The 19,462-nt window shown below is 45.0% G+C and carries 16 protein-coding genes; 10 read left to right on the top strand and 6 right to left on the bottom strand.

Annotated features, from left to right (window positions below):
- Positions 1 to 111 precede the first annotated feature (111 nt).
- Positions 112 to 678: a L,D-transpeptidase family protein gene (locus tag GO495_RS26675; RefSeq protein ID WP_157303002.1), complete on the top strand. Its 567-nt coding sequence runs from the start codon at positions 112 to 114 to the stop codon at positions 676 to 678.
- A gap of 194 nt (positions 679 to 872) precedes the next feature.
- Here GO495_RS26675 and GO495_RS26670 read toward each other — a convergent pair whose 3' ends face one another.
- From GO495_RS26670 to GO495_RS26660, 3 genes are all read right to left on the bottom strand, one after another.
- A complete protein-coding gene (locus tag GO495_RS26670; RefSeq protein ID WP_157303001.1) occupies positions 873 to 1,808 on the bottom strand; it encodes an alpha/beta hydrolase in 936 nt (311 codons plus the stop codon).
- 49 nt (positions 1,809 to 1,857) lie between these two features.
- Positions 1,858 to 3,771, bottom strand: coding sequence for an acetate--CoA ligase (gene acs, locus GO495_RS26665; protein WP_157303000.1), 1,914 nt, complete (start codon positions 3,769 to 3,771; stop codon positions 1,858 to 1,860).
- A gap of 211 nt (positions 3,772 to 3,982) precedes the next feature.
- Positions 3,983 to 4,279: a hypothetical protein gene (locus tag GO495_RS26660; RefSeq protein WP_143056555.1), complete on the bottom strand. Its 297-nt coding sequence runs from the start codon at positions 4,277 to 4,279 to the stop codon at positions 3,983 to 3,985.
- A 403-nt stretch (positions 4,280 to 4,682) separates the two neighbouring features.
- Here GO495_RS26660 and GO495_RS26655 point away from each other — a divergent pair, with 403 nt between their 5' ends.
- Both GO495_RS26655 and GO495_RS26650 read left to right on the top strand, forming a co-directional pair.
- A complete protein-coding gene (locus GO495_RS26655; protein WP_157302999.1) occupies positions 4,683 to 5,309 on the top strand; it encodes a helix-turn-helix transcriptional regulator in 627 nt (208 codons plus the stop codon).
- A gap of 205 nt (positions 5,310 to 5,514) precedes the next feature.
- Positions 5,515 to 5,964 (top strand): hypothetical protein, encoded by a 450-nt coding sequence (locus tag GO495_RS26650; protein WP_157302998.1) that lies wholly within the window; start codon positions 5,515 to 5,517, stop codon positions 5,962 to 5,964.
- Here GO495_RS26650 and GO495_RS26645 read toward each other — a convergent pair.
- A complete protein-coding gene (locus tag GO495_RS26645; RefSeq protein ID WP_157302997.1) occupies positions 5,959 to 6,480 on the bottom strand; it encodes a 5' nucleotidase, NT5C type in 522 nt (173 codons plus the stop codon). The genes GO495_RS26650 and GO495_RS26645 overlap by 6 nt on opposite strands.
- A 72-nt stretch (positions 6,481 to 6,552) precedes the next feature.
- Here GO495_RS26645 and GO495_RS26640 point away from each other — a divergent pair, with 72 nt between their 5' ends.
- The 7 genes from GO495_RS26640 (at position 6,553) to GO495_RS26610 (ending at position 17,720) form a co-directional block, all read left to right on the top strand.
- The gene (locus GO495_RS26640; RefSeq protein WP_157302996.1) at positions 6,553 to 7,299 is read left to right on the top strand and encodes a DeoR/GlpR family DNA-binding transcription regulator; all 747 of its coding nucleotides are present in this window, start codon (positions 6,553 to 6,555) and stop codon (positions 7,297 to 7,299) included.
- Between the two features lies 1 nt (position 7,300).
- The gene (locus GO495_RS26635; protein ID WP_157302995.1) at positions 7,301 to 8,545 is read left to right on the top strand and encodes an MFS transporter; all 1,245 of its coding nucleotides are present in this window, start codon (positions 7,301 to 7,303) and stop codon (positions 8,543 to 8,545) included.
- Positions 8,546 to 8,884: 339 nt separating this feature from the next.
- Entirely contained in the window at positions 8,885 to 11,698 is a 2,814-nt protein-coding gene (gene carB / locus GO495_RS26630) for a carbamoyl-phosphate synthase large subunit (protein WP_157302994.1), read from the top strand.
- A gap of 414 nt (positions 11,699 to 12,112) precedes the next feature.
- Entirely contained in the window at positions 12,113 to 14,119 is a 2,007-nt protein-coding gene (locus tag GO495_RS26625) for a ComEC/Rec2 family competence protein (RefSeq protein WP_157302993.1), read from the top strand.
- 12 nt (positions 14,120 to 14,131) lie between these two features.
- Positions 14,132 to 15,646, top strand: coding sequence for a bifunctional phosphoribosylaminoimidazolecarboxamide formyltransferase/IMP cyclohydrolase (purH, locus tag GO495_RS26620; RefSeq protein ID WP_157302992.1), 1,515 nt, complete (start codon positions 14,132 to 14,134; stop codon positions 15,644 to 15,646).
- A gap of 96 nt (positions 15,647 to 15,742) precedes the next feature.
- A complete protein-coding gene (locus GO495_RS26615) occupies positions 15,743 to 16,297 on the top strand; it encodes an RNA polymerase sigma factor (RefSeq protein ID WP_240915340.1) in 555 nt (184 codons plus the stop codon).
- On the top strand, positions 16,281 to 17,720 hold the full coding sequence (locus GO495_RS26610) for a TonB family protein (protein ID WP_157302990.1): 1,440 nt from the start codon (positions 16,281 to 16,283) through the stop codon (positions 17,718 to 17,720). The genes GO495_RS26615 and GO495_RS26610 overlap by 17 nt, the downstream gene beginning before the upstream one ends.
- Positions 17,721 to 17,734: 14 nt before the next feature.
- Here the strand turns inward: GO495_RS26610 and GO495_RS26605 are convergent, their stop codons facing one another.
- Positions 17,735 to 17,938: a YqaE/Pmp3 family membrane protein gene (locus GO495_RS26605; RefSeq protein ID WP_157302989.1), complete on the bottom strand. Its 204-nt coding sequence runs from the start codon at positions 17,936 to 17,938 to the stop codon at positions 17,735 to 17,737.
- Between the two features lie 47 nt (positions 17,939 to 17,985).
- On the bottom strand, positions 17,986 to 19,362 hold the full coding sequence (locus tag GO495_RS26600; protein WP_157302988.1) for a LutB/LldF family L-lactate oxidation iron-sulfur protein: 1,377 nt from the start codon (positions 19,360 to 19,362) through the stop codon (positions 17,986 to 17,988).
- Between the last annotated feature and the right edge of the window lie 100 nt (positions 19,363 to 19,462).

Below are 19,462 nucleotides of genomic sequence, written 5' to 3'. Positions count from 1 at the left end.
AAAATATTAAATGGAAAGGAGAAAGGGCATGTTGCTCTTTCTCCTTTTTCGTTATCTTTCACAATAAAGGCTTGAATGCCAACGTTAAGATTGAGCAAAATCCCTGTGAAAATGCGTTGCTATTGCTTATTGCTGTTCCTGCTGCTGGGCGTTTCAGTACCAGGATTAAATGCTGAAAGAGAAGAGGACCTGTATACAGTGAAGGTAACTCGTGATAACATTGATCCGGATAAGGTGTTTCTTCTGATCGATAAGAGTGATTACAGGTTATACCTGTATGAGGATGTGACCTTGCGTAAGGTATACAAAGTTGTGTTCGGAAGCCGTGATCAGTCGGACAAACAACTGGAAGGTGACCACCGTACTCCTGAGGGCACTTTTCATATCCAGAGCAAACGTTTTGACAAGAGTTGGAGCCGTTTCATGTTACTGGACTATCCGAATGAAGTTTCGTGGACAAAATTTCACCAGTTACAGTCTGAAGGTATGTTACCTGCTAATGCGAGTATTGGTGGTGGGATAGGTATTCATGGGGTGGAATATGACTCAGGTATCCGTGATAATTATGTAGAGAACCGTATTAACTGGACACTGGGTTGTATCAGTATGAAAACCCAGGATGTAGCCGAGTTATATGAAATCATAAAGGTGGGTACACCAGTCGTGATAAGACGTTAGTTTACATTAACCAGCATTCCCGTAGCAGTCTTCACGAGTATCTTTGAAGTCTGTTAATCTCCGATATTATTTTTCCCGTGCTGCTGTTGACAGCGGAGCATTGTAGTGGTACTACGATAGTGCCATGAACTATCATAAAGCGGGTATTGGTCTTGTGAGGCACGCTTCATTTTGTGGAGCGTGCTTTTTCATTTTTATTGCAGAAACTCCTTTATGGCGCTTTTCCATTTAGCCGGTTCATGACGGCAGAAGGACTGATGACCAGATCCTGTAAATATTACCAGTTGTTTTTTACGGCTGTTCAGGTGCTGGTATATGAGGTCTGTTTCTTCCTTATTTACTCTTGTATCATGGGAGCCCCAGCATACAAGGGCCGGCATGTTTATCTGCCTGGCATCTCTTTCGGGTTTAAAGTCCAGGCTCCAGAAGCCCTGTTCCACGCCGCCCCAGAAGGTAAGCATCTGGGCGAGGGGCGTACCGGGAAGGTGTACGGCTCTCATTCTTCCTTTTACAGCATCTGTTAATGTAGCGAAAGAGCTTTCCAGGATCACTTTGTCCGGGTGTAACTGATAGGCAGGCACAGCTCTGATGATAGCAGCAGCGCCCATGCTCATGCCCCAGAGAATGATATGTTTATCTTTTTGTTTTACATATTCGTAGGCCAGTTTCACATCTTCTGCTTCTTTGTAACCAACTGTGCAGGTGTTACCTTCACTGTTGCCGTTGCCGCGAAAGTCTATCATGAATGTGTTGTAGCCTAGCTGGCGGAAGTAATATGCTTCCGGGAGATAACCGTCTTTACAGGCATTGTAGCCGTGAAATAATATAACGGTACCTATGGCCCTGGGTGTGGGGATATACCATCCTTCCAGTCTCAGGTCATCTTTGGTATGAAGGAGTACTGTTTCAAAAGGCACGTTTGGTTGTAGTCTTATTACGGATTTAGACAGGCGTACACCTAATGTTACCGTCTTCACTTTTTCCCAGGTATTCATCTGTTCCGGCTTTTTGTTTTTAAAGGTACCGGGGGGATAGAAGTGAGTGAATTTCCATGCATGGAACGCTGCGATGATGTTCAGCAGCAGGAAGAGTATAAGGAGAAAATAGAGGAGACGTTTCAACAGCTTCATGAGCAAAAATAAAGAGGGCTGACTAATGGTAGTCAGCCCTTATAGTCAGTTATATTTTACCACGTTTGATCTCGTCTACTACGGCGGGATCGAGGAGTGTGCTGGTATCGCCCAGGTTATCTGTTTCGCCTTCTGCTATTTTGCGCAGGATGCGGCGCATGATTTTGCCGGAGCGTGTTTTTGGCAGTCCGCTTACGAACTGGATCTTATCTGGTTTGGCAATAGGGCCAATGATACGTGATACTGTTTGCAGGATATCTTTTTTAGTGAGTTCGGGATCGTGTGTCATGCGATCTGTGATCACATAAGCGTAGATGCCTTGTCCTTTTATATCGTGCGGGAATCCTACTACGGCGCTTTCCACAACACCAGCGTGCATGTTGATGGCGTTTTCCACTTCGGCGGTACCGATACGGTGACCACTTACATTAAGAACGTCATCTACGCGGCCGGTGATGCGATAATAGCCATCTTCATCGCGAAGGCATCCGTCGCCGGTAAAGTAGAGGTTATCGTAAGTGGCAAAGTAGGTAGTACGGCAGCGTTCATGATCGCCGTAGGTAGTGCGTAACATACCTGGCCATGGGAATTTGATACAGAGGTTTCCGTTCACATTATTGCCGGTTACTTCTTTTCCTGTTTCATCTACCAGTATTGGTTGTACGCCGGGGAGCGGTAAGGTAGCGAAACCTGGTTTTTCTTTGGTAACGCCGGCGATGGGAGTGATCATGATACCACCGGTTTCCGTCTGCCACCATGTGTCTACGATAGGACAGCGTCCTTTACCGATGTTATCTTTAAACCAATGCCAGGCTTCTTCATTAATTGGTTCACCCACGCTGCCCAGTTTTTTGAGGGAGCTGAGGTCTTTATGATTTACCGGGCCAAGGCCGTAGCTCATTAAACTACGGATAGCCGTAGGTGCGGTATAGAGGGTATTAACACAGAACTTATCGGTGATAGACCACAGGCGGCCTGCATCCGGGTAAGTAGGTACACCTTCAAACATCAGTGTGGTAGCACCTGCGCTGAGGGGGCCGTATACGATATAACTATGACCGGTTATCCAGCCTATGTCTGCTGTACAGAAGTACACTTCGCCGGGCTGGTACTGGAAGGTATTTACGAAGGTATAGTTGGCGTATACCATGTATCCGCCGCAGGTATGTACAACACCTTTAGGTTTACCTGTGGAGCCGGAAGTATAGAGGATGAAGAGCATGTCTTCGGCATCCATTTCTTCTGCCGGGCAGGGAGGGTTGCCCATTGTTTCCACCTGTTTGATTTCATCTTCCCACCACAGATCGCGGCCTTTGATCATACTCACGGGAGTACGGGTGCGGGTACATACGATCACTTTTTTTACGGAAGGGCAGGCGATGAGGGCATCGTCTATTACTGATTTGAGAGGAATATCTTTATTACCGCGGAAGGCGCCGTCGCAGGTGATAACGAGGTTGCACTGGGCATCCTGTATCCTGTCGGCGATGGATTGTGCGCTGAAGCCTCCGAATACAACGGAGTGGATGGCACCGATACGGGCGCAGGCCAGTACGGAGATGGCGAGTTCCGGTATCATACCCATATAGATACATACGCGGTCGCCTTTTTTAACGCCATTGTTTTTAAGCACGTTAGCGAACTGGCATACTTTATTGTATAGATCGCGGTAGGTGATAATGCGGTGACGTTCTTCCGGATCATTGGGTTCCCAGATGATGGCGGGGGTGTTTCCGTTTGTGGCAAGGTGTCTGTCCAGGCAGTTTTCGGTAATATTAAGTTTACCGCCTACGAACCATTTGATATTGGGGTCTTTAAAGTTCCATTCCAGCACTTTATCCCATTTCCGGCGCCAGTAAAAATGATCAGCTATATTAGCCCAGAACCCTTCGGGGTCCATTACACTTTGCTGATAGTTCTGTTGGTACTCTTCTAAGCTTTTGATCTGGTACGGATAAGCCATAGCTGCAATCAGTTTTTTGTTGGTCGTTTAAGTGAGTAACGTGATATCAATCTGCGGCTTAAATTTAATAAAATTGGGGAATAGTAAGCATTAATAGTGACAGACTATTATCTATGTCTTTTAATTGGATAACCTGGGGGTATTTCGTAGGGGAAAGGAATTAGGGGTTAAAGAGAGAAATCTGAAGAGAGAGAGAAGTAAAACCAACTGGTTATTTGCCTGGTTTCTTACGGTATTTATCACAGTAATTCCAGAAGCCCTGGTAGACCTCATCCATTACCGCAATAATTTTTTCTTTTTCAGCGTTGCTGAGCGAAGGTATGATCTTGTCTTTATCAAGACCTCCGGGTTTGTTAACACTACGCATTTTGCGGTAGAACGTTGGTACACTCCAGGCACATTCTTCACAAACTCTTTCCCTGAAATAAATAGGGAGGTTGATCATTCTTGAATGTACGTCCTGTAACACGTTTACGGGCGGCGGTGTGGATGGCATGGATTTTTTCATATTAATAGTTGTTATTGTATGCTTTTTGGGAAACGTGAATTTTTAGAGAATAGTACTGTCGTATTTATCATTATGGTTACTTATAATCAAATATATTTATATTTATTTTGCTGTCCCAAAAAATGCACATATATTTTTAAGAATATATGAAAATTTTGAAACCTGCTACCAGTAAGGGTTGTGGAAGGTGGGTGTCTGGTCCGTTCTGATTTTTGTCAACTTTTTAGGCTGATGTAAAGTGTGCAATGTGACAATTTTATCTCATCTGAAAAATCACCTGATCAGCATTATAATAACCACATTGTCTATATGAAATTCTCATTTGATAAAATGAAATGGAAATTATTATTATATTGTATGAGTTGCACAACACACTGAAGCTATCAACTAATCTAAAGTATACATGTCCAGGTTAATCCACATGGGCCAGCGCCTGAAACAAATTTTAAAGCAGAAGAAAATAAAGATAGTAGATTTTGCCGATCTGGCCGGTTTTACAAACCAGATAGCCCACTACCATTTACGAAAGAGCGATATGAAAAGACGCACGCTCGAAAAATTCTGTGAATTAATCAATGTAACACCGGAAGAATTCTATGAATGGAACAGTGTACCTGTAAACAGCGGAGATAAGGCAGGAGAGCATACAGTTTTGCACCATGGGAGCCGCCTGATGGAACTGATAGGAGAACGGGGCCTTAACAAAACGAGGTTAGCAAAACGACTGGGCATGAGCCGCAGAACGATGTATAACCTGTTTGAAAAGGAGGTTTTTGGTGCTGAAGAACTGGAGCGTGTATCCAGGGCACTGGAAATGACTACTGCCGGATTCCTGTACCCAGGAGTACTGGAAGATGCAAGGCAGGCTGATAATGATGAGATGCTGGCTATGCGGGAGAAGTATTACAAATTGCTGGAAGAGCATAACCAGTTACTGAAAAGTTATTCTTCCTTAAAGGAAGCGCTGGAGCTGGCAAAGAAAGATATCATCCAGTTACGTAAGCAGGTCCGTTCTAAAAAAAGCACCTGATCTGATAGTAGGGTTATTACCCGGTAGAGCATTGTACCTATATCGATCTTCCCTGTTGTATTTTATTACTCTGTAGCTTATGAAATGAAACTTTCCTTTTTCATTGTATCATAAAATTATTATAATTTCACTAGTGTTACCATAAGGATACTGGTAGTATCATAATGTGTATAATCTACTGCTAAATATTATAAAGCTACTTCACATGGATTTTTTGCCAAACGCATTTGATTCTCCCATATGGTATATTGGAATGCAGATTAACGGCGCGTCGGAACTACTTACACAAAAGCGTAACCGTGAAATCCTTGCGAAAAGATTGAACCGGGATCAGCGTAACGCATTAATAAAGGTGGAAGAATACACTATTCTTCCGGATGCAATACATCTTATCGTGCGGGAAGTTGCTTTATCACTGGAAATGTGGTGGCCGGTATTCCGGGATACTACTGCAGGAGAGCTGGAAGACAGTGACGTGGCTGAAGGTGTAAACTGTACCTGGACTAACCTCTCTCAGGAGCTGATCATTGATGCGGTAGCATTTGAACGCTGCGCCTACGACCTTTTGTACCAGCCTGTTTTAAAAGGCTATGCCACAGACCCCGGATTTTATGAGTTCAATAGTATCAATAACGTTGCCGGTATTGATCTATAATAACAGTTGACCAACTTCTTCCCAGTTGTTTACACGTTTGTAGTCCGTCACATTAATATTATGCGGCGCTGTATACATCAGTGCTTCTCCTTTAAAATGCTGCAGGTTTTTGATATGATCATCAATCATGTAATCTGCCTGTACGATCGTCTTCGATCCGCAGAAAACTATATTCTGCCAGCTGATGAAAGGATAGTGTTCCTGCAGCCATTCGATTTTCTCTGTTAAAGAACCAGGGAATTCTATTGCAGCGGATACTATGAATACTTCGTATTTCTCCTGTAATGCTTTTATTACTTCCTGGCTGTCTTTTATTACCGGTTTGGTCCTGAAGAAGCCTGGTTCGAAAAGGAAGCTACGGATGATTCCTTTTTCATGGGGGAATCCGCCTGTTTCCGGATGGCCATTTAATGTCTCCTTGTCTATTCTCACGCCGTAACGTTGCTCATAGTAGTTGATGAACTGCTGTGCAGTATCTGCCATAACGCCATCCATGTCTATTGCAATCCTTGCCATATTCTGCTGTTTTGTGCAAAGTTATGCATTTGTTGCAAATTATTTCATAATATTGCATAAAATTGCAAGAACATGCTGAAAGAGGAGCGTTTCGATTATATACTCAGGAAGTTAAAGACCGATCATAAGGTATTACATACGGAGCTGAGTAATGATCTGCAGGTGTCTGAAGACACTGTGCGCCGCGACCTGGAAGTACTGGCACAAAATGGCCTGTTAATTAAAGTAAGAGGTGGTGCTATTCCGCACTCTCCTCATCCTTATACTTTTAATGAACGCATTGGTATTCATGAAGACGATAAGAAAGCGATTGCAGGCAAGGCATTGTCATTCCTGGAAAACGGACAAACACTTATTATAGACGGGGGGACTTCAACATATGCCCTGGTAAAACTTTTTCCTCCCTCATTAGAACTTACGGTGATTACTCCCAGTGTTCCTATTGCTATGCAGCTGATGGAGCATCCGGGAATAGAAGTGATCCTTACCGGCGGGCGTATTTTCAAAAGCTCGCAGGTGACGGCAGGGCTGGATACTATTCGTATGCTGGAAAAGGTAAGGGCGGATATCTGTTTTATGGGGGTATGCAGTTTGCATACAGAAGTAGGGGTTACTGGTCCGGATATGGAAGAAGCGGCCGTAAAGAATGTAATGGTGCAATCAGCAAACCGGGTCATCTCCCTGGTGACCAGCGATAAGATGGGAACAGCCGAACCTTATAAGGTGTGTGATATTACAGAGATGGATACCATTATTACAGACGCTGCGGGGCTTGCACTGGCAACTCCTTATCTGCAGCTAGGCATAAAAGTGATCTAATATGGAACTTACATTAGACTATTCTCAGAAAAGATCTGCACGTATTGCGGTAAGTGCATTGTTCTTCTTAACAGGGCTCTGCTTTGCAAGCTGGGCATCCCGTATTCCTGCTATTCAGCAGAAGTTGCATATGAGTGACGGGGAACTGGGAGGGATGCTGCTGGCATTGCCGATAGGTTCTATGTTGTCTATGCCTGTGGCAGGATGGCTGGTGAGCAAATATGGAAGCCGTCAGGTAGTGATGATTGCTGGGTTATTGTATGCGGGAGTGTTACCTACGCTCGGACTGGTAGGTGAATCCTGGCAGTTATTTCCCTGTCTGATGCTGTTTGGTTTTTGTGGTAACATGGCTAATATAGCTGTGAATACACAGGCAGTACTGGTAGAGGCGATGTATGGCCGTTCTATCATGGCCTCTTTTCATGGGTTGTGGAGCCTGGCCGGATTTACCGGCGCTGCGATCGGAACTGCGATGTCTGCCGGTAAAGTAATCCCTTATCAGCATTTCCTGATAATTATGGTAATGGCGATTATCATTGTAGGAGTTAGTATAAAATGGGCTGTTCGTCATGATGTCAAAGTAGATGAGGAGAAAGGAGGGAAAGGGATAAAGTACCTGTTCCCGTGGATGACACGCAGGTTACTGATATTGAAGACAACGACGGGCAGGCAGTTTGCGTTCTCTTTTTTTAAAAGAAGGATACGGGTGATGATGCCTATACTTATACTGGGGATCATCGCATTTTGTTCTATGATCTGTGAAGGAACAATGTTCGACTGGAGTGGTGTATATTTCAGAAAGGTGATCCATTCACCGGAAGGTATTGCAGGCATTGGTTATACGGCTTTTATGAGTACGATGGCTTCTTTCCGTTTTATTGCCGACTGGCTGACCACACGGTTTGGTGTAAAGCGGATGTTGCAGATGAGTGGAGCGCTGACAGCCGGAGGATTACTGATTTCTGTATCATTACCTTATTTCGCTACAGCCATTTTCGGCTTCCTGCTGGTAGGGGCGGGGGTATCTTCTGTTGTTCCGCTGGTGTACAGTACAGCCGGGCGTAGCAGGACAATGTCTCCCGGCGTGGCGTTGGCAGCTGTATCTACGATCGGTTACCTGGGATTTCTGCTGGGACCACCATTGATAGGGTTTGTAGCGCAGGCAACGAGTTTACGAATTTCGTTCTCTATAATAGCGGTGATGGGAATGTGTATAGCATTGATGAGCGGGAAGATAAAGAACTAAAAAAGAAGGCCGCGGATCACACGATCCGCGGCCTTTTTCCTTTAACGCAAGAGTGATTTGCAAGGGACATATCTTCATTGCGTGTTAATAAATTATGAAAAAGGGGTATGTGAAAAATATCTGATAACGGGTGACCGGAACGGGGAGAAATAATATATGTATAATTATTATTCGTGTCGTCTTTTTATTGTCTGTGAAGGGTTTAGGTGCAAGGGTAGTTTTCAGCGGAAAATTTTATTGTCATAATACACTGCGAAACCCGTACTTTTGCACGATTTTTTTGTCTGGTGAATGGTATTAAAATCGTCTGGTTTTTAATTTTTACAATAGAAAACGCAAATGCCTAAAGACTCCTCTATCAAATCTGTTCTTATTATTGGTTCTGGTCCTATTATTATTGGTCAGGCTTGTGAATTTGACTATTCCGGTTCCCAGGCAGCACGTTCGCTGCGCGAGGAAGGAATCAAAGTGGTGCTGATAAATTCTAATCCGGCTACTATCATGACGGATCCCATGATGGCCGATAAGGTATACCTGTTGCCCCTTACGGTGGAAAGTATAGAACAGATACTGGAAGAACATCAGATAGATGCCGTATTGCCTACCATGGGCGGTCAGACAGCGCTGAACCTCTGTAAAGAAGTAGATGAGCTGGGAATATGGCAGAAATATAATGTGCGCCTGATAGGTGTGGACATTAAAGCAATAGATAAAGCAGAAGACCGTGAGCAGTTCCGCCAGTGGATGATACAACTGGGTGTTCCTGTGGCTCCTGCAAGAACGGCTAACTCTTTCCTGGAAGGGAAGGAATTTGCCCAGGAAATAGGATTCCCCCTGGTTATCCGTCCTTCCTTTACATTAGGAGGTACCGGTGGCGGTTTTGTACACAGCAAAGATGAACTGGATGAAGCATTGCAACGCGGATTACAGGCGTCCCCTATCCATGAAGTACTGGTTGAAAAAGCTGTACTGGGATGGAAAGAATATGAACTTGAATTACTGCGCGACAGTAATGATAACGTGGTGATCATTTGTACTGTAGAGAACCTGGACCCTATGGGTATCCATACAGGGGACTCTATCACAGTAGCACCAGCCATGACCCTCAGCGACACGTCCTTCCAGGATATGCGTAACAAGGCGATCATGATGATGCGCGACCTGGGCAATTTTGCCGGTGGTTGTAACGTACAGTTTTCACAGAACCCGGCTAATGAGGAACTGATCGCTATCGAGATCAATCCACGTGTAAGCCGTTCTTCCGCACTGGCTTCCAAAGCTACCGGTTACCCGATTGCCAAAATAGCTGCTAAACTGGCTATTGGTTATACACTGGATGAACTGGAAAACCAGATCACCAAAACAACTTCCGCTTTCTTTGAACCAGCACTGGACTATGTAATAGTAAAGATGCCACGCTGGAACTTCGATAAATTTAAAGGCGCTGATCAGACGCTGGGCCTGCAGATGAAATCTGTAGGAGAAGTAATGGCGATCGGCCGTACTTTCCCTGAAGCGCTGCAGAAAGCCTGTCAGAGTTTGGAGAATGATGCCCTGGGATTAGGTTACTATGGCAAGTCGCTGATGAGCAGTGAGCAATTACTGGAAAGAATGAAGACACCTACCTGGGACAGGATTTTCCGTATTAAGGATGCCCTGATGGCTGGTGTTTCTGTTAAGCATCTGCACCAGATGACTTACATAGATAAGTGGTTCCTGAACCAGATCAACGATATCGTTACACTGGAAAAGCAACTGCTGGAATTTGATCTTAACACCGTTCCGAACGATCTGCTGTCTGAAGCCAAGAAGATGGGCTTCTCTGATATGCAGCTGACGCACCTGCTGGACTGTGAGGAAGATGAGGTATATGCAAAGCGTAAATCGCTGGGCATTACCCGTACCTTTAAAATGGTAGATACCTGCGCCGCAGAGTTTGAAGCTAAGACCCCTTATTTCTACTCCACTTTTGATACAGAGAATGAAAGCAAGCCTTCCGATAAGAAGAAGGTGATCGTATTGGGTTCTGGTCCAAACCGTATTGGTCAGGGTATTGAATTCGACTACTGCTGTACCCATGGCCTGCAGGCGATCCAGGAATCCGGTTACGAGGCTATCATGGTAAACTGTAACCCTGAAACGGTGTCTACAGACTTTGACATGGCAGACAAGCTGTACTTTGAACCGGTGTTCTGGGAACATCTGTGGGAAATCATAGAGCTGGAAAAACCAGTAGGGGTGATTGTACAGTTAGGTGGGCAAACAGCCTTGAAACTGGCAAAACGCCTGGAAGAGAAAGGGGTAAAGATCATTGGTACTTCTTTCGATAACATGGACATTGCAGAAGACCGGGGCCGTTTCTCAGACCTGCTGAAAGACCTGGGTATCCCTTATCCTAATTATGGTACTGCTTACAATACAGATGATGCGATAGAAGTAGCAAAAGAGGTAGGTTACCCAGTGCTGGTCCGTCCTTCTTATGTACTGGGAGGCCAGCGTATGAGGATCGTGATCAACGAAGAAGAACTGGAAACATCTGTACTGAGCCTGCTGAAACATTTACCAGGTAATAAGATACTGATTGACCACTTCCTGGATCGTTGTCAGGAGGCTGAGATAGATGGTATTTTTGATGGGGATGATTTCCACGTGATGGGTGTAATGGAGCATATAGAGCCTGCTGGTATTCATAGCGGGGATAGTAATGCATTGCTGCCATCATTCAACCTTACTCCGCTGGAAGTAACTACCATGGAGTTTTATGCGGAGAAGATAGCACGCGCACTGAATATCTGCGGACTGATCAACATCCAGTTTGCCATTAAGAATGGTCAGGTGTTCGTGATTGAAGCAAATCCACGTGCATCCCGTACAACGCCGTTCATAGCCAAGGCTTACCAGGTACCTTACCTGAACATTGCAACCAAAGTGATGCTGGGTGCCAAAAAGCTGAAGGATTTTACGATAGAGAAGAACCTGAAAGGGTTTGCTATCAAGGAGCCGGTGTTCTCTTTCAACAAGTTCCCCGGAGTGAACAAGGAATTAGGGCCTGAGATGAAGTCTACCGGTGAAGCGATCCGCTTTATTAAAGACTTGCGTGATCCTTATTTCAGAACATTATATAAAGAGAAAAGCATGTACCTGAGCAAATAGGTGCAAGCATATTATAAAAGTAAAAGGCCTTCCATCCGGAAGGCCTTTTACTTTTATATCAAAGCGATAATATTGCGGTCTTGTATTAAAAGATCAGAGCCTGATGAAGATCAGGCTCTTTCTTTTCCCTCAAAATAACCATTAAAGACACGTCTATTTATTTGCATAAATAGCGTGACCGGTAGTGCAGTTTACTATAAATATTAAATATTAAAAAGATGTTAACTAATCAATAACAGATCAATAAAATCGTTATTACTAATTTACTGTTTTTCATTGATATAACAATTGTAAAATTTATAGATATTTAAAATCGATCTTATTGCAGAAATACATTTCATCCTAAAAACTTATCAAGTTCCTGAAATCCGCGAGCTCATCTGTTTTATATTTGTAGTCCTCAATTGACCATTTATGTTTGTTGCCTTTTTAAAACGCGCACCTTTTGTACGCTTGATCCTTCCATTTTCTACAGGCATTGTATTACAATCATATACGCCTTTATTACCGGTCGTATTATGGGTGGGATGTAGCCTGTCCGGGATGATATTGCTGACTTTATCCCGGTTGCCTTTATGGATACAGTTTACTTATGGCTGGATAAAAGGAGTGGTCATTCACCTGCTGATTATAGCAGTGGGCTGTCTTGTTACCTGCTATGCAGATATCCGGCATAGCAGGCATTATTATGCCGGTTTATCAGGCTTTTCCGACCTGCTGCTTGTAACGGTGCAGGAGCCTTTGCAGGAGAAGCCACGGTCTTATAAAACGGTTGTACGGGTGGATGGTATCGTTCGTGGGGACAGCCTGTTGCCAGTGAAGGGGAAGCTGCTGGTATACCTGGAAAAGGAGAAAGGTGCAGGGGCTTTGCAATGTGGTAATCAGCTGTTGCTGTGTAATAAGTTGCGGGATATACAGAACAGTGGTAACCCTGGCGGGTTTGATTACAGAGGGTATTGTGCCGCACAGCAGATCTATCAGCAGGTCTATTTGCAGGAAGGAGAGTGGAAATTGGTTTTAAACAGCCAGACAGGAATAATAAGGAATTACTGCCTGCGTATCCTTAAACAGCATATAGGAGAGCCGGAGGCCGGACTGGCAGCAGCTTTACTGATAGGCTACCGCTATGACCTGGATAAAGGCATGGTGCAGGACTATACGAATACGGGGATCGTGCATATTATCGCGATTTCCGGAATGCATCTGGCGCTTATTTACGGGAGTCTGTTATGGTTGCTGCAATATTTGCCATCGAAGATACTCAAGGCCAGTATTATTCTCTTTTTTCTTTGGGCTTTTACATGGCTTACCGGCGCGTCTGCATCTGTGCTGAGAGCTACCGTAATGTTTTCCTTTATTACCGTAGGCCGGTTTGCACTGGACCGTCACTCAAACATCTACAACACGCTGATGGGCTCCGCTTTCCTGTTGTTATGTTATGACCCTTATTTGCTGACAGATGCTGGTTTCCAGTTATCATACCTGGCAGTATTGAGTATACTTATCTGTTTCAGACCAATTTACCAGCTGTTGTATGTTCGTAACCGCTGGCTGGATAAAATATGGGAAGCGACAGCGCTTACATTATCTGCGCAGGTGCTTACCCTCCCTGTTTGCCTGTATTATTTCCAGCAGTTTCCATTGTACTTCCTGCCCGCAAATTTGTTGGCTGTGCCTTTATCAACTGTCATTCTCTATGCGGAAATCCTGTTACTGGTGATGCCCCTTCATTTTACAGGGGCAGTTTTGAAGTGGCTGATATATTACATGAATACGTCTGTAGCGTGGATCGGGCATTTACCGGGGGCGCTGATAACAGAGATTCATATAACGTTGTACGGCACGTTTTGCTGTTACGGAATAATTGCGGGTCTTTTATGCTGGTGGCTGCACCGTTGGCCTAAAGGAGTAATGCTGGCAATGGTCTGTGGCTTGTTGTGGGCTGCATGGGATATGGCAGATAATTTACAGGCACAGCGGCAGCGCAGACTAATTGTCTACAACATTCCTGCGCATACGGCTGTTGATGTGATATATGGACGTAGTGTGCAGTTCCTGGGAGATAAGCCGGATGCATCTTATCTGCAAACAGCAAGAGCATATTATAAAATCACCCGTTATTGCCGGTATTCATCGGGCTATATTATGATAGGTAACAAGCGTCTGCTGCTGATCGACAGTTCAGATGTGCGGATACCCATACAACATGAAGGAAAAAAATTACAGACAGATTATCTTTTACTGTCACATAATCCTCATGTGGATATCAAACAATTGGATTCATTGTATGGAATAGGGATGCTAATATTTGATGCTTCCAACACGTCTAAGAACATTCGAAAATGGAAAAGTGATTGTTACGCGCTAACTTTGCGCTTCTTTTCGGTTCCGGACCAGGGAGCTTATGTCGTAAATTTCTAATTTTTTCTATACATGCAAAAGCAAATCAAATCAGCATTGATCTCCGTTTTCTATAAAGATAATCTGGAGAACATCGTTAAAAAATTAGGTGAACAGGGTGTAACCATTTATTCAACGGGTGGTACACAAAAGTTTATTGAGGAGTTGGGTGTAAAATGTGTGGCTGTGGAAGAACTGACTGCTTACCCTTCCATCCTGGGTGGCCGTGTAAAAACGCTACATCCTAAGGTATTTGGTGGGATACTGGCCCGTCGTGAGAATGCACAGGACCTTGAACAGTTAAAACAATATGAGATTCCGGAGCTGGACCTGGTAATTGTGGACCTCTATCCATTTGAAGAAACGGTGAAGAGTACTACGGAAGAACAGACGATCATCGAGAAGATCGATATCGGCGGAGTATCTCTGATCAGAGCTGCGGGTAAGAACTACAAAGATGTAGTGATCGTGGCATCGAAAGATCAGTATGCCGACCTGGAAAAAGTACTGACAGAGAATAACGGTAACACAAGTATAGAAGACCGCAGGGCTTTTGCTGCAAAGGCTTTTGAAGTATGTGCCAACTATGATGTTGCAATTGCACAATATTTCCTGCATAACGAACCTGCTGCTTACTTCCAGGTATCTGCTGCGGAAGGCCAGGTAATGCGTTATGGAGAAAACCCGCATCAGCGCGGGGTATTCTACGGCGATCTGTCTGAGATATTTAACAAACTGCATGGCAAGGAACTGTCTTATAACAACCTGGTGGATGTAGATGCTGCCTGTCAGCTGATCCAGGAGTTTGCCGAGACTACTTTTGCTGTTATCAAGCATACGAACGTATGTGGTATTGCCAGCAGAAGTACATTGAAAGAAGCATGGGAAGCGGCATTGGCCGGTGATAAAGAAAGCGCATTTGGTGGTGTACTGGTGACCAATACTGTTGTAGACAAGGCCACCGCAGAATCTATCAGCGAGATCTTCTTCGAAATCCTGATTGCTCCGGGTTTTGATGCGGATGCGCTCACGGTATTGCAGGCGAAGAAGAACAGGATCCTGTTACAGCAGTTGAAACCTGTAGTAACGGCTAATGTATACAAGAACGTACTGAATGGTGTGCTCTTGCAGGAAAGCGACAAAGGCAGCTACAAAGAGTGGAATGAAACCGGTGCAAGACCAGCTACTGCTGCTGAGAAGGCCGACCTGGAGTTCGCCAATATCGTATGTAAACATTTAAAGTCCAACGCTATTGCGCTGGTGAAAGACAGGCAGCTGATTGGTAAAGGTTGCGGACAAACATCCCGTATAGATGCATTACGTCATGCTATTGAAAAGGCCAATCAGTTCCGGTTTGATCTGAAAGGTGCTGCAATGGCTTCTGATGCGTTCTTCCCGTTTGATGACTGTGTACGCATTGCTCATGAAGAAGGTATCGTATCCGTAATACAGCCAGGTGGTTCTGTTCGTGATAATGACTCTGTTGAGTTCTGCAAACAGAATGGTATGGTGATGGTGATGACGGGCATGCGTCATTTCAGACACTAACTGTTACAGATCACAATATTTAAAAGCACCGGTTCATGCCGGTGCTTTTTTTATAACTTGCAGGCTGCAATTATGGCTTTTTTACATCACAATATCATGAAGGAGGAGGATGATGCGGCACTGATACAGGAGTATAAACACTCCGGTAAGCTGGATGTCCTTGCAGCCCTTTACCAGCGTTACATGAACCTGGTATATGGAGTGTGCCTGCGTTATTTTGATGAGGAAACCAGTAAGGATGCCGTGATGCAAATCTTTGAGGAGCTGATAGCAAAGCTGAAACAGCATGAGGTCCAGAACTTTAAGAGCTGGTTGCATGTTCTTACACGTAACTACTGCCTGATGCGTTTGCGGTCTATGAAGAACCGGGAAGGGAGGGTGATCTCTATAGATCTTATGGAAAACGATTCTTTTCAACATCATGAGAGCGGAGTGAGTGTAGAAGCTCATTTGCAGGATATGGAGAGATGTCTGGAAACATTACCGGAAGAGCAGAAACGCAGTGTAGATCTGTTTTACCTGAAGGAAAAGAGCTACCGGGAAGTGGCAGACATGACGGGATATGAGATGAATAAAGTGAAGAGCTATATTCAGAACGGGAAGCGGAACCTGAAAATTTGTATGGAACAACAACATGCCTCACAAGCATAACGATATTAAACACGGGGTGGATCCTGAACAGATCCGCCGTTACCTTGCCGGCGAGCTGGATGACAAAGCTATGCACATCCTCGAACGGCAGGCCCTGGAAGATCCTTTCCTGGCGGAAGCGTTGGATGGATTTACCGGGTATGCTGCTGACCAGACTGTTAACCTGGACGATCTGGATCGCAGGCTGGACAAGCGTGTAGCTGGTGCTAAGGAACGGAAGATATTTGTGTACTATCGCTGGGCAGCAGCGGCTGCTGTACTGATAGTGGCGGGTGTTGGAGTAATGAAGTTATGGCAGGCGCCGGTGAAACAGGAGATTGCCAATGTGAAAGTTGCACATGACTCCGTTGCTTCTGGTGGTATTACAGATGAAAGCGGGCAATCCCTGGCTGCAAGAGCAGACAAGCAGCACCCGACAGCAATACCGGACTTAAAACTGAAAAAAGAAAGCCACCAGCCGGCTGTGCAGGAAAAACCACAATCAGCGCCGGGTATTGTTAATGCGTCCCCTGCGGCTCGCGGAACGTATAATCAGAGTGATAGTGTTACGGCAATGGGTATTGCAGCATCAAAAGCGGCACCAGGTACTATAATGACTGCACCCAAACCAGCACCTGTATCTATACAGGCAGCCTCAGTACCAGCTCCGGGATCAGTCGCAGTAGCTGAAAAGCCTGTTGTAGTACCTGTATCGGCAGACATGGCTTCTGAGAAAGAGGTTACTGCGGATGAGAGTAGAGCGTTCGTCTCTGCGTCCAGTCCTTCCAAGGCGCTTGCAGGCCGGTTGTCGGGAGTTAATATTACTCAAAACCGGAATAATGTAACGCTGTTTCCGGGCAAAGTACGGTTGTTGCAGGGGAAGGTAACAGCGATGAGCAATGACAGCGGATTGGCGGGTGTATCTGTTGCGGTTGACGGTACGAATAAGGGCGCACTCACAGACAAAGACGGAAATTTTGCAATCGCGGTTGACAGTATTGCCAAGGTCCAGTTGAATTTAGCAGCAGTGGGGTGGGCCAGCAAAAAAGTGACAGTAAGCAATGAGGAAAACAATCTTAGAATAGCATTACCAGAGAACAGGCAATCTTTAAATGAGGAGGTAGTGGTTGTTGGATATAGTCGTAAAAAGGCAAAAAGAGCTGTTTACCAGCCACCTCAGCCAGGAGAAGGATTAGATCGTTATAAAGAATATCTGGCAAAGCATGTCCGTTACCCTGCATCTGCGGGTGGTGTGAAGGGAACTGTAAGGGTTGCTTTCACTGTAAATGCAGATGGCACACTGGAAGATTTTAAAATACTCCGTACACTGCAGCCGGATTGTGATGCAGAAGCGATCCGTGTGGTGAAAGAAGGGCCGGCGTGGATACCTGCTTCAGATGGAAGGAGTACAAGAGCGCAGGTGGATGTTCCTTTTGCCCCTTAAATGCTATCATCATGCTATCCCCTGCTCTGTTTAATCGCCTTAATCAGTTTCCTGTTTCTTCTGTTTTCTCTGCTATCGTTCAGGGATAATGCAGCCCATATCGCAGCGGGCAGCCATCCAATCAAAGTAATTTGCAGCAAAAGGCATACAATGCCGGTCAGGATTTTTCCTCTAAGGAAAAAAGATAGCCAGGGCAGAAGGATTGCTATCAGCATCATGGAACCAACAGTTTAATGTTAAAAGATAGGGTTAAAATAAAAAGATACTATTTTTTTCGGTCTTTCCACATCTGGTTGAATGATTTAGGAGCAAAAACGGGTAGTTCCCTGTTATCTCCCCAGGCATCAGCAAAAAACTTCTTCATAAAGAAATTCTTAGTGTTCCCGCCTACAAGGTTCATCATACGGCGGCTCAGGCTTGCCTGTTTCCAACCAAACCAGGACATTTTTTCACCACCTGAAGTGAGGTTATCTTCCACTGCTTTATGGCGGTTATTGAGCAGTAATTCGTGGATATTAATGCGTACGGGGCATACTTCCGTACAGTTACCACAGAGGGAAGAAGCATAACTGAGATGCATATTCTCTTCCATTCCCTGCAAGTGAGGCGTAATCACGGAGCCAATAGGGCCACTATACGTAGTACCATAAGTGTGACCGCCGATATTTTTATAAACAGGGCAGGCATTCAGGCAGGCACCGCAACGAATGCAGTACAGGCTTTCACGCATCTCTGTATCTTTCAGGATGTTAGTACGTCCGTTATCCATCAGGATCACATACATTTCTTCCGGACCATCCACTTCTCCTTCCTGTCTTGGTCCGCTGAAAATAGAATTGTACACCGTTACCTGCTGCCCGGTACCATAAGTAGCCAGGAGAGGCCAGAAGAGTGCCAGATCATTAATAGACGGCAGCATCTTTTCTATGCCTACGAGGACGATATGTGTTTTAGGAAAGGCAGTACTAAGGCGCGCATTCCCTTCATTTTCTGTAACCGCAACAGCGCCAATATCAGCCAGGATGAAGTTAGCACCGGTGATACCGATTTCCGCATCCAGGTATTTCTGACGCAGTTTTTCACGTGCAACCTGTGTCAGTTGTTGTGGCGTAAGGTTGGGAGGAGTACCCAGCTTTTCAGCAAACAGGCGGGCCACATCTTCCTTGCTTTTATGCATGGCCGGTGTAACGATATGATAAGGAGGTTCGCCGTCGAGTTGTTGTATGTATTCTCCGAGGTCAGTTTCCACGCATTCGATACCATGTTTGGCGAGGAAGCTGTTGAGATGTACTTCTTCGGTAGCCATGGACTTACTTTTCACAATGCTTTTACATTGTTTGGCTTCACAGATGGCCAGGATTTCTTCCAGGACCTGTTGTGCGTTCTCTGCCCATATTACTTTTCCGCCGCGGCGTGTGAAATTGGATTCAAAGTCTTCCAGGTGTTTATCGAGATGTTCCAGGGCTCTCCACTTGATATTTTTGGCTCGTTCGCGCGCAGTCTGCATGTCGGCAAACTGTAGTTTACCGGCTTTAACAGCGGTATTATATTTACCGATGTTATGATTAATAGTATTCCGGTGGCCGATATCGGCCACTTTCTTTTCGCTGTCTGCCAAAAAAGTGGATGCGTTCTGATGCATACGTAATTGAATTCGTGGTTCCGAATTGCAAAACCCATACCGGTTTCCGGTTTAGTGGCTTTGCTAAACAACTGTTAGTAAAGATAGGGAATTGCAGGGA

The sequence above is a fragment of the Chitinophaga oryziterrae genome (assembly GCF_009758125.1).
Lineage (GTDB): Bacteria > Bacteroidota > Bacteroidia > Chitinophagales > Chitinophagaceae > Chitinophaga > Chitinophaga oryziterrae.
This window is presented reverse-complemented; position numbering and strand designations above follow the sequence as displayed.